Raw genomic sequence first — 12,822 nt, forward strand, 5'->3', positions numbered from 1 at the left:
GACTAGGATCGAAGGGACGGGTTAGCGCGTCAGGCGCCAAGCGCAGGCCATTGGCAACGGGATCAGGCATCGAAAATCCTTAGTTCAGATGGGCAGTCATCGTTCGCGGCCATTCTGGCGCCGGCCGATTCTGTCTGGCAAGGCGTTGTTGCCTTGACACTGAAGCGGGTCACGACAAAGCTGCCAGCACGCCTTAGAAGAAGAACAACTCTCTTGAAACGGACTTTATGCGCTCTGGCCTTAAGCCTTGGCGGTGTTGCACACGCCGCTCCCGTGGTCCCTCAAGAACGTGTGCAGGCGCTGGCCGTTGATCCGTACTGGATAGCCCTGAACCACTATGAAACCGGCAAGTTCGGCGGCTGGCGCAGCTATGTCGACGACCGCAAATTCTTTCTCGCCAAAGAGGGCGCCAGCCACCCCGACGCCGAGTTGGCCGCCACGCTAAAAGCCCTCTACGCCCCACCCGACAGCGGCGACCAGCATGCCCAGTGCGTGTACCCGGCGCGCACCCGTTGGCTGCGCGAGCAGTTGCAGCTCCACGACCTGCCAACGCCGGTGTGTGCTGAATTTAATGAATGGTTTAGCGATATCGCGCCCGACAGCGCCGTGCTGATTTTCCCCGCCGCTTATCTGAATAGCCCGTCCTCGATGTTTGGCCACACCCTGCTGCGCATCGACCAGGCCGATATCGATAGCGATAACACCGCCCTGCTCAGCTACGCGCTCAACTTCGGCGCCTATATCGAGGGCATGGACAACAGCATTCTATATGCCTGGAAAGGTTTGGCCGGCGGCTACCCCGGCCTGTTCTCGCTGGTGCCCTACCGGGAAAAACTGGCGGAATACCGCAGCCTGGAAAACCGTGACCTGTGGGAATACCGCCTAAACCTGACTCAGGCGGAAACGGCGCGAATGGTTGAGCATGTATGGGAGCTCAAACAAATCCGCTTCGACTATTTCTTCTTCGACGAAAACTGCTCGTTTCGCTTGCTGGAGTTGCTGGAAATCGCCCGACCTGGGCTGACGCTGACCGAGCAATTCCCCATCACCGCCATCCCCACCGACACCGTACGCGCGGTTAAAGACGCAGGCCTGGTCAAGAGCATCGACTACCGCCCCTCACGGGAACGGGAGCTGCTGACGCGAGCCAAACCACTTAGCCGCGAGGAACAGCACTGGGCGTTAAAACTGGCGGATGACCAGGGGCAACTGGAAAACCCCGATTTTCTAACGTTGCCCAGCGAGCGCCGCGCGTTGGTCCAAGACACGGCCTTTCGCCTGCAGCGTTACCGCGCCACCAGCGGCGAGCGCGACCAGGCCAGCGCGCAACGCAGCTTTGCCCTGCTGAAAAGCATCAACCGCAATCCACCACCGCCCCTTGATGTAGAACGCCCAGGCTTACCGGAACAGGGCCACCAATCGCGTACCTGGCAAGTGGGTGCCGGCAGCCGTGACGACCGCGCCTTTGCCGAGTACGGCCTGCGCATGGCCTATCACGACCTTAACGACAACGGGTATGGCTTCCCCTTGGGCGCGCAGATCGAAATTCTGCAACTCAAGCTCAGACAATACGAAGGCAATCACTGGCAACTGCAAAACCTCGACCTGGCCAATATCCGTTCACTCACGCCACGCAATGAGCTGCTGCAGCCGTGGTCTTGGCAAGTCGCCAGCGGGCTTGCGCGGGTACTGGGCAAAGATGGCGACGAGCGTTTGGTCAGCCATGTCAATGGCGGCGTGGGCGGCACCTGGGCGCTGAATGACGATACCCTGGCCTTTGCCCTGGGCACCGTGCGTATCGAACACAACCGCGATTTTGCCGCGTTTATTGCACCGGCCGCCGGCTTCAACAGCGGCCTGCTTTGGCATAACCCGCTGGGCAATTTAAGCGTGGAAGCCAGCGGCGATTACTTTAGCAACGGTGAAGTACGGCGCAGTTTGAGCCTTAACCAGCAATGGGAGGTCGCCACCAATCTGGGCCTGCGGCTTTCGGCCAAGCGCGACTTCAGCCAGCTGACGGCGCCGCAAAATGAAGTCAGCCTGGAGCTCAAGTGGTATCACTACTGAGGTCAATCACGGCGCAGTTGGCGTTGTGCATCCGCACAGCGCCATCGCCGGTATAAACAAACCTGAACCAAAGTACCAAACAGGCGCCGAACAAACGCCCACTGCGTGGGTGCCGCATATTGCGTTGGCAGCCGCCTGCGTCTTTTCTCCCAGGTAGCCGTCATGCCCACACGCTCTTCTCAACCGCCCTCGCCCTATAGCAACCATCTGCTGGCAGCTTTGCCCGATGAGGTGCAGCAACGCCTTTTCCCCCATTTGGAGCCGGTGACCTTGGCCCTGGGCGAAGTGTTGTATGAGTCGGGAGATGCCATGCGCAATGTGTACTTCCCCACCAACGCCATCGTTTCGCTGTTGTATGTGATGGAGAACGGCGCCTCGGCAGAAATTTCAGTGGTGGGCAATGAGGGGCTGATTGGCGTGTCGGTGTTTATGGGTGGCGAAAGCACGCCCAGCCGCGCGGTGGTGCAAAGTGCCGGGCAGGCGTTTCGCTTGGCAGCGCAGCGGCTGAAAGACGAGTTCGGCCGCCATGGCGAGATGCTGCACTTGATGCTGCGTTACACCCAGGCCTTGATTACCCAAATGGCGCAGACGGCCGTCTGCAACCGCCATCACGCGATAGACCAACAGCTATGCCGCTGGTTATTGCTGTCGCTGGATCGCCTGCCCGGCAACAAACTGCTGATGACCCAGGAATTGATCGCCAACATGCTCGGCGTGCGCCGCGAAGGGGTAACCGATGCAGCTGGCAAACTGCAGCGTTTGGGCGTGATCGAATACAGCCGCGGGCATATCACCGTCCTCGACCGGCCCAAATTGGAAACCCTGAGCTGCGAGTGTTATGCCGTGGTGAAGAAAGAAACCGATCGGTTGTTGCCGTATATGCATACCCCTCGGCCGCCTGCCGTTTAGCTGAGGAGCATCGGGGCTAAGGTCCGGTTCAACAATGCGCGCATCACCCTGCGGGAATTTACCGCGCCAAAGCAAACGCCATACACGCAGGTAACTCACGTCGTCCCCGCGCAGGCGCGGACCCAGAATGCATAAGCCGCCGCGAATCTATCCGACGCCCTATTGTGGATTCCCGCCTGCGCGGGAATGGCAGTGCAAGCGGCTATGTGCGCTAGCAGACATACAGCCCCGCCCCTGCCGCCCACACTGAGAGCCGGCCGGGCGTCTTTCCAACTGCCTTGTCTGCTCGGCCGTCTCCAGGGCTTTGGCCCGTTCTGCGGCGCGCATTCGCGTCGCTTGTCATCACCGCCAGCCGTTGCGTTAAGCCTGGCGGCCAAGGAACTGATGAACAGCCTATGGAACCGGGTAACGGCGTTTGTACGTCCGTCGCCACCGAAGTTTGAATACGAGCCGGTGCTACGCGCCGAGTTGTTTAGCGCCGAACAAATGGCCAGCCATGGCGGCCAGTTGGCCAGCCAACATCAGCTCGCCAGCGGCACCAGCGCCGATACCCTGCTCGCCCGCCTGACGGAAAACGAAAGCCTGTTGGCGCGCAGTTGTGCGCTGCTCAACGAGGTGCCGCAGGCCACCCGCCGCGCCACTCCAGCGGCGGAATGGTTGCTGGATAACTTCTACTTGGTGGAAGAACAGATTCGCACCGCGCGCAAACATTTGCCGCGCGGTTACAGCCGTGAATTGCCGCGCCTGGCCAACGGTGTTTCCAAGGGGTTACCACGGGTCTACGACATCGCCCTGGAGACCATTTCCCACGGCGATGGCCGGGTCGACAGCGACAGCCTGACGCGCTTTTTGCAGGCCTACCAATCGGTAGAACCGCTGACCTTGGGCGAGCTGTGGGCCATCCCCATCATGCTACGCCTGGCCTTGATCGATAACCTGCGCCGCGTGGCCTCACGCGTGATGGCCAACTGGGCCGACCGTAATCTGGCCAATGATTGGGCCGACCGCTTGAGCGAAACGGTGGAGCAAGACGCCAAGAGCGTGGTGCTCACGGTGGCCGATATGGCCCGCTCGCAACCACCAATGACCAGCTCGTTTGTGGCCGAGTTGGCCAGGCGCTTACAAGGGCAAAGTGCCGCACTGATTTTGCCGCTCAATTGGATTGAGCAAGTGCTCGCCGAAAGCGGGTTAACCATTGAGCGTTTGGTGCAGCTTGATGCGCAGCAACAGGCCGCCGAGCAGGTGTCTATCGGCAACAGTATTCGCAGCTTGCGGGTGCTGGCAGCGGTGGACTGGCGCAGTTTTGTCGAACGCTTAAGCCGGGTCGACGAGGTGTTGCGGGAAGATCCGGCCGACGTCTATGCCAGCATGGATTTTGCCACCCGCGACCACTATCGCCATGTGATCGAACGCCTGGCGAAAAACAGTGAACACAGCGAAGAACAGGTGGCCCGCGCCGCTATCGCTCTGGCCACCGCCAGCCCAGCCGAAGTGGCGCAGCCGGGCAGCAAAGCGCATGTCGGTTTTTATCTGATCGGCGATGGCCGCGCGCTGTTGGAACGCCAACTCGCCGCCCGCTCAACCCTGAGCGAAAGCTGGCAACGCTTGTTGCAGAAAGCCCCGCTGACGTTTTTTCTCAGCCCCGTGGTGGTGCTCAGCCTGGTGTTCGCCTGGCCCTTTGTGCACACCGCGCGCAGCGACGGCCTCGACGGCGTGGCGTTATGGCTGCTCGGCGCAGCGGCCCTGGTAATGACCAGCCGCTTGGCCATCGGCCTGGTGAATTGGCTGGTGACCCTGACCGTGGCGCCAAACATTTTGCCGCGCCTGGACTATAGCGAGGGCATCGCTGACGGTGCGCGTACCTTGGTAGTGGTGCCGACGTTGATGGGCTCCAGCCAAGATGTCGAAGAACTGGTGGAAGGTTTGGAAGTGCGCTTTCTCGCCAACCGCGACGCCAATCTGCACTTCGCCTTACTCACCGATTTTATCGACGCGCCTAGCGAAGTGCTGGAGCAGGATGCCGCGCTGCTGACCTTGGCCAGCACGCTGATCAACGCGCTAAACGACAAATACCCCGCCACCGGCGCTGGCTATTTTTACCTGCTGCACCGGCCGCGGCGTTGGAGCGCCGCCGAAGGCGTATGGATGGGCCATGAACGCAAGCGCGGCAAGCTGGCCGAACTCAATGCTGTGCTACGCGGCGAAGGGTTCGAACGCTTCGCCCTGATCGTTGGCGATATCCAGGCGCTGCCGCACGTGACCTATGTGATTACCCTGGACACCGACACCCAACTGCCGCGCGATGTCGCCCGGCAACTGGTCGGCGCCATGGCTCACCCGCTCAACCAGACGGTGTACGACCCGAAACTGCAACGCATCACCGCCGGCTACGCCATTTTGCAGCCACGGGTGAGCATCAGTCTGCCCAGCGTGGCGCGCTCGTTATATGCCCAGTTATTTGGCAGCGATGCTGGCGTCGACCCTTACACCCGCGCCGTCTCCGATGTGTACCAGGACCTCTTTCAGCAAGGCTCGTTTATCGGCAAGGGTATCTATGCCGTGGATGCCTTTGAGCAGGCCCTGGCCGAGCGTTTTCCGGATAACCGCATTCTTAGCCACGACCTGATCGAGGGCAGTTATGCGCGCTCGGGGTTGCTCAGCGATGTGCAGCTGTATGAGGAACACCCGGCCCGCTATAGCTCCGACTCCAAACGCCGGCACCGTTGGATTCGTGGCGACTGGCAACTGATGCCCTGGCTGCTGCCGTGGGTGCCCAAGACCTCAACCGGCATTGAGCGCTCGCGGCTGGATGCGTTGGCGCGCTGGAAGATTCTCGACAACTTGCGCCGCAGCCTGGAGCCCCTGGCGTTTTTGTTGATGTTGGTGTGGGGCTGGGTGGCGTTGGATTCGGCGCTGTCATGGACCTTTGCCGTACTGCTGTTGGTGCTGACCCAGCCGCTGCTCAATTCGCTGCTGGAGCTGGTGCGCAAGGCCCATGACATTCCGCTGATACAACACCTGCGCGTAACCTGGTGGGCCTCCACACTGCACTTTAGCCGCGCCTTGCTGGCCTTGGTCTGGTTACCGTTTGAAACCGCGCTGAGCGTGGATGCGATCAGCCGCACGCTGTGGCGTATGTGCATCAGCCAACGGCGTTTGCTGCAATGGAACCCCTCGCGGGAAGTGGAGCGCGCCAGCAGCAATAGCCTGCCCGGCCTGTACCGCTTGATGTGGAGCGCGCCGCTGCTGGCCACCGTAGTCGGCGTGCTGTTGTCGCAGCGCCCCACTGCCCTATTGGTGGCCGCACCGTTTTTGCTGCTGTGGTGGCTCAGCCCGTGCATCGCCTGGTGGCTAAGTAAACCGCGCAGTCGCACAGCGTTTGCGCCGAGCAGCGATGAGCTGCTGTTTCTGCGCGTGCTGTCGCGCAAAACCTGGGCATTTTTTGACCGTTATGTCGGCCCAGCCGACAACTGGCTACCGCCCGACAACGTGCAAGAGCAGCCCGTGGCGGTGATCGCCCACCGCACCTCGCCCACCAATATGGGCATGGCCTTGCTGTCGCATTTGGCCGCCTATGACTTTGGCTATCTGAGTGCCACGCGCCTGCTGCTACGGATGGAGCAGTCGCTCAATAGCATGGCGGGGCTGGAGCGTTACCGTCGGCACTTTTACAACTGGTACAACACGCAAACCCTCAAGCCGCTGCCGCCGCACTATGTGTCGACGGTCGACAGCGGCAACCTCGCCGGCCTGCTGCTAACCCTGAGGCCGGGCTTGTTGGAATTGGCGGAGCAGCCATTGGTTGGTCCGCGTCTGTTTAATGGCTTGGCCGATACACTGGCCGTGCTGCGCGCCGCTTGGTTAAGCGAGGGCTTAGACGGGCAACACCTGGCGGCACTGGAAAAAACCCTGGCGGCCCTGCAAGCAGATCCGCCAGCGGATGTGGAAGGCAGCTGGCAGGGCGTTAACCGCGTGCTCAGCCAGAGCCTGGCGCTTTGGCAACAGCGCAGACCGCCGGCACAAAGCGCGGCTGAGCAGTGGTTGCTACTGCTCCTGAGTCATTGCAACGACCTAAGCAGCGAGTTGGCCGATGTACGCCTGCCGGCAACGAGCAGCGAAGGCATGGCGATGCTGCCAGCGACTTGGGCGCAGTTGGCTCAGCTCGACAGCGCACTGTGGCCAGCTGCGCAACAAGCGCAAGTCGCCAGCGCGCGCAACTACGCCATACGCCGGATCGCCACAGCGGAACGCCTGGCCCAGCTAGCGGGCGATCTGGCGCAGATGGATTTCAGCTTTCTTTATGAATCCAGCCGCGACCTATTTGCCATCGGCTTTAACGCCGATGAAAACCGCCTGGACCGGTCTTACTACGACCTGCTGGCCTCCGAAGCGCGGCTGACCAACTTTGTGGTGATCGCCCAAGGCCAGTTGCCGCAGGAAGGCTGGTTTACCCTCGGCCGCTTGCTCACCAGTAATGGTGGCGAGCCAGTGTTGCTGTCGTGGACCGGCTCGATGTTTGAGTACCTGATGCCCAATCTGGTGATGCCCACCTACAGCGGCACCTTGCTCGATCAAACCTGCAAGGCCGCCGTGGCGCGGCAGATAGAACATGGCAACGCACTGGGCCTACCGTGGGGCGTGTCGGAGTCGGGCTATAACGTGTTCGACGCCCATTTCAACTACCAATACCGCGCCTTCGGCGTACCGGGCCTGGGCTTGAAACGCGGTTTGGGCGAAGACATTGTGGTGGCGCCCTACGCCTCGGTATTGGCCCTGATGGTGGCGCCGCAAGCGGCCTGCAAAAACCTGCAACGTCTTGCCGGCATGGGCCTGGCCGGTGCGTATGGCTTGTATGAAGCGGTGGACTTTACCCCCGCGCGTTTGCCCCGTGGCGAGACCCAAGCCGTAGTGCAGTCGTTTATGGTTCACCACCAAGGTATGAGCCTATTGGCGCTGGCCTACGTGCTGCTCGACCAGCCGATGCAACGCCGCTTTGAGTCCGATCCGCAATTCAAAGCCACCGCCCTGCTGTTGCAAGAACGCATTCCAAAAACCGCCGCGCAATACCTGCACGCGGCCAATGCGCCAAACGCCGATGCCGCCGCAAGACAGACCGAAACCAAGCTGCGCGTGTACACCGACCCGGACCGTAAACGCCCGGCGGTGCAGCTGCTTTCCAATAGCCGCTACCACGTGATGGTCAGCAGTGCCGGTGGCGGTTACAGCCGCTGCAATGAGCTGGCGGTTACCCGCTGGCACGCCGACGTCAGCGCCGATAACCATGGCCAGTTCTGGTACCTGCGGGATGTCGCCAGCGGCAGCTTTTGGTCCAGCGCGCACCAACCAACGCTGCAACCGGTGGACAGTTACGAGGCGATTTTTACCGACGCCCGCGCCGAGTTCCGCGTGCGCCAGCGTGAGTTTGACGCCCATACCGAAATCGTTGTATCACCAGAAGACGACATCGAACTGCGCCGCCTGCATATCACCAACCGTGCCCGCGTACGGCGCACCATTGAGCTGACCAGTTACGCCGAAGTGGTGCTGGCTAACCCGACTGCCGACGCCTTGCACCCGGCGTTTAGCAAGTTGTTTATCCAGACCGAGTTGCTGCCGCCCTTGCAGGCGATTTTGTGCAGCCGCAGGCCGCGTTCCAGCCATGAACACACGCCGTGGATGTGCCATTTGCTCGCAGCCCATGGTGTGGATATTGATGTGATTTCCTACGAAACCGACCGCGCGCAGTTTATCGGCCGTGGCCGCAACCTCAGCCATCCCGCGGTCATGGACAGCGGCGGCGAACGCCTGTCGGGTAGTGCCGGTTCCGTGCTCGATCCGATTGTGGCGATCCGTTGCCGCATCACCCTAGACCCCGGCCAGACCGGCATTATCGACCTGGTCACCGGCATCGGCGAAAGCCGCGAACACTGCCTGCAATTGATCGACAAATACCGCGACCGGCACTTGGCCGACCGTGTATTTGGCCTGGCCTGGACCCACAGCCAGGTGCTGCTGCGCCAGCTCAATGCCTCCCTCTCGGATGCGCGTTTGTTCGAGCAAATGGCCGCGGCCGTTCTCTACACCAACGCCGCCTTGCGCGCCGACAACAGCGTGCTCACCAGCAATCAACGCAACCAGTCCGGCTTATGGGGCCAGGCGATTTCTGGCGACCTGCCGATTGTGCTGGTGCAAATTGCCGACCCGGCCAATATCGAATTGGTCCGCCAGCTAGTACAGGCGCATGCCTATTGGCGGCAGAAAGGCCTGGCGGTCGACTTGGTGATCTGGAACGAAGACCAGGTGGGTTATCGCCAGCAACTGCAGGATTTGATCATGGCCTTGGTCACCTCCGGGAGCGAGGCGGCGCTGGTGGATCGCCCGGGGGGCATCTTTGTGCGGCCGGCGCAGCAGTTGTCCAGCGAAGACCGTTTACTGATGCTCGCCGTCGCCCGCCTGGTGCTTAGCGACAGCCGTGGCAGCCTCGCCGAGCAGGTGCACAAACGCCGCGCCGAAGCGCCATTGCCGCGTTTTCTCGCCAGCAAAATGCGCGTGCGCCGGCCGCAAGTCGCCACGTCCGGCGTCGCATCTACACCGTTGCAACTGGGCAATGGGCACGGCGGTTTTAATGCCGATGGCAGTGAATACGTGATGCGCCTGGCACAAGGCTGCGTCACCCCGGCACCGTGGGCCAACGTATTGGCCAACCCCGACTTCGGCACGGTGATCAGTGAAAGCGGCGGCGCCTACACCTGGGCCGAAAACGCCCATGAGTTTCGCCTGACGCCCTGGCACAACGACCCGGTGACCGATGGCAGCGACGAGGCCTTGTACCTGCGCGATGAAGAGAGCGGGCACTTCTGGTCGCCCACGCCGTTGCCACGCGCCGGCAATGGCGACTATGTCACCCGTCATGGCTTTGGTTACAGCGTGTTCGAGCATGAAGAAGACGGCATCCAAACCGAGCTGTGGGTATTTGTGGCGCTGGATGCAGCGGTGAAGTTTTCCCAACTGAAAATCCGCAACCTGTCTGGCCGTGCTCGCAAGCTATCGGCCACCGGTTATGTGGCCTGGGTATTGGGCGACTTACGGGAAAAGTCGGCCCTGCATGTGGTCAGCGAGGAAGACGCCAGCAGTGGCGTGCTGTTCGCCCGCAATGCGTTTTCCATCGAGTTTCCCGGGCGCGTCGGCTTCTTTGATGTCGAGGGGCCAAACCGCACCGTGACGGGCGACCGCAGCGAGTTTCTCGGCCGCAACGGTCACCTCAATGCACCGGCGGCAATGAGCAAAACCCGCTTATCCGGGCGCACCGGCGGCGGCTTGGACCCATGCGCAGCGATACGCGTCGACGTGTTACTAGCCGAAGACGAAAGCCAGGAACTGACCTTCCGCCTCGGTGCCGGGCACAACCGCGCCAGCGCCGCCGCCCTGGCCCTGCGATTGCGCGGCAGCCGGGTGGCCACGGACGCGCTGAATCAGGTGCGCGAACATTGGCGCAGCACCCTGGGCGTGGTGCAGGTCACCACCCCCGAGCCGCAGATTGATGTGCTGGTCAACGGCTGGTTGCTCTATCAAACCATCGCCTGCCGCTTCTGGGCGCGCAGCGGCTACTACCAGTCCGGCGGGGCCATTGGCTTTCGCGATCAGCTGCAAGACAGCATGGCCATGCTCCACGCCAGCCCGCGCGAATGCCGCGCGCATTTATTGCTGTGTGCCGCCCATCAATTTATCGAAGGCGATGTGCAGCATTGGTGGCACCCACCGCAGGACCGCGGCGTGCGCACCAGTTGCTCGGATGACTATCTGTGGCTGGCGCTGGCCACCAGCCGCTACCTGCGCATTACCGGTGACCACAGCGTGCTGGATGAACAGGTCGGCTACCTCGAAGGCCGTCTGCTCAACAGCGGCGAAGAAAGCTACTACGACCTACCCGGCCACTCAGGCCAGCGCGAAAGCCTGTACGAGCATTGCGTGCGCGCCATCGAACATGGCCTGACCCAGGGCGTGCATGGCTTGCCCTTGATGGGCGGCGGCGACTGGAACGACGGCATGAACCGCGTCGGCGAACAGGGCTTGGGTGAAAGCGTATGGCTGGGCTTTTTCCTCTACCACGTACTGCTGCAGTTCGCGCCAACGGCACGGGCGCACGGCGACGAGGCCTTTGCCACGCGCTGCGAAAGCTACGCCAGTACCTTGCGCGGCAGCCTGGAACAGCATGGCTGGGACGGCGCCTGGTACCGCCGCGCCTACTTTGACGACGGCACGCCGCTGGGCTCCTCAAGCAACGAGGAGTGCCGTATCGACTCCATCGCCCAGAGTTGGTCGGTGCTTTCCACCGCCGGCAGCCCAGGTCGCCAACTCACGGCCATGAACTCCCTGGAAAAACACCTGCTGCGCCGCGACGTGGGCCTGGTGCAACTGCTCGATCCACCCTTCGACAAAAGCGCCCTCGACCCCGGCTATATCAAAGGTTACGTACCAGGCGTGCGCGAAAACGGCGGGCAATACACCCATGCCGCCGTGTGGGCGAGCATGGCCTTTGCCGCCTTGGGGGATAGCGACCGAGCGTGGGAACTGCTGCGCCTGATCAACCCGGTCAACCACGGCAGCGACAAAGCCATGGCGGTGTACAAGGTCGAACCTTATGTAATGGCCGCCGACGTCTATGGCGTTGCGCCGCACGCCGGACGGGGCGGCTGGACCTGGTACACCGGCTCGGCCGGCTGGATGTACCGGCTGATCGTCGAATCGCTCCTGGGCTTGCAACGCAGCGGCACAACCTTGGCCATGCAGCCGGTGCTGCCAGAAGAATGGCCAGGTTTCAGCCTGCGCTATCGCTTTGGCGCAGCGCTGTATGTGATCGAGGTTGAACAGGTGCTTGGCGACGTCGGGTCACTGCACGTGGACGGTGTGCTGCAGCACGGGCAGGTGTTAAACCTGCTGGATGATGGGCGCGAGCATCAGGTGCGGCTGGTGTGTTGCCGGCCAGCCAGCGCTCCGTCGGCACAGCGCACCTAAGTGGGCTAGCGCACGGACAGTACAGCGCTGAACCGGCATCGTGGGTTCAGCCGGTCAGTGTGCGCGAGTCCTGCTCGTGTCTCCACGAAACCCTTCGCCGCACCGGAGACTAGCCCATGGTTGATGCGTATTTTGTCGTTGCCCGTGAGTCACAAACGATCATCCGCTTGACCCATCAGAACACGGCACCCGCCGACAGCCCGACTCTTATCCACTTTCTGGCCTCCACAGGCCACCAAGCGCACTACCAAACCTTGCTGGACGTCGGCCGCGAGCTGATCCAGGTACACATGGTCATGCCGGTATGAACAACCTTCCGCCGCGCCTGCTCAGTCAAAGTTTTGAAGCCGCAACCGACGCCATTTTGATCTGCGACGCGCACGGCACCATTCTGTGGTGCAATCCGGCCACCAGTATCTTGTGTGGGTATACCCGCCGCGAGCTGGTGGGCATGCTCACCCTACCGATGTTGAGCAATCGCAAGAGCCAGGTGCTGCAACAGGCGAAACAGTTGGCGCTATCGGCGGGCACGCCCTGGCACGGCGAGTTCACCGGGCGGTGTAAAGACGGCAGCAGTTACCGCGTGCACCAAGCGCTGTCGCCCGTGTTTGATGAGAACGGCGCGGTAACTCACTTGATCACCATCCTCCACAGCGTTACCGCGATGGATAAAGAACACGCCAAAATTCGCCGCCTGGCCTACCACGACAACCTGACCGGGCTGCCCAATCGCGTGCTGTTTACCGACCTGGTGCATCAGGCCATCGCCCAGGCAGCCGACCAGCGCCGCCTACTGGCGTTGATGTTTATCGACGTGGACCAGTTCAAGAG

At 61.8% G+C, this 12,822-nt stretch carries 5 protein-coding genes; all 5 read left to right on the forward strand.

Annotation, left to right across the window (positions count from 1 at the left end; translation table 11 throughout):
* Window positions 1-213: 213 nt before the first annotated feature.
* A complete protein-coding gene (locus tag AAAB16_RS25340; protein ID WP_340665845.1) occupies window positions 214-2,067 on the forward strand; it encodes a DUF4105 domain-containing protein in 1,854 nt (617 codons plus the stop codon).
* Between the two features lie 162 nt (window positions 2,068-2,229).
* On the forward strand, window positions 2,230-2,976 hold the full coding sequence (locus AAAB16_RS25345) for a Crp/Fnr family transcriptional regulator (protein ID WP_340665846.1): 747 nt from the start codon (window positions 2,230-2,232) through the stop codon (window positions 2,974-2,976).
* Window positions 2,977-3,360: 384 nt separating this feature from the next.
* Window positions 3,361-11,991, forward strand: coding sequence for a glucoamylase family protein (locus tag AAAB16_RS25350; RefSeq protein WP_340665847.1), 8,631 nt, complete (start codon window positions 3,361-3,363; stop codon window positions 11,989-11,991).
* Window positions 11,992-12,107: 116 nt separating this feature from the next.
* On the forward strand, window positions 12,108-12,299 hold the full coding sequence (locus AAAB16_RS25355; RefSeq protein ID WP_340665848.1) for a hypothetical protein: 192 nt from the start codon (window positions 12,108-12,110) through the stop codon (window positions 12,297-12,299).
* Window positions 12,296-12,822: PAS domain S-box protein (locus AAAB16_RS25360; protein WP_340665849.1), on the forward strand; the 527-nt coding region annotated here is incomplete at its 3' end. The genes AAAB16_RS25355 and AAAB16_RS25360, both read left to right, overlap by 4 nt.

Source organism: Pseudomonas sp. (assembly GCF_037994325.1).
Lineage (GTDB): Bacteria > Pseudomonadota > Gammaproteobacteria > Pseudomonadales > Pseudomonadaceae > Aquipseudomonas.

Bases quoted from the DNA above. Each gene is read 5' to 3' on its own strand.
- AAAB16_RS25345 (WP_340665846.1), top strand. From the start codon at position 2,230: ATGCCCACACGCTCTTCTCAACCGCCCTCGCCCTATAGCAACCATCTG.
- AAAB16_RS25350 (WP_340665847.1), top strand. From the start codon at position 3,361: ATGAACAGCCTATGGAACCGGGTAACGGCGTTTGTACGTCCGTCGCCA.
- AAAB16_RS25355 (WP_340665848.1), top strand. From the start codon at position 12,108: ATGGTTGATGCGTATTTTGTCGTTGCCCGTGAGTCACAAACGATCATC.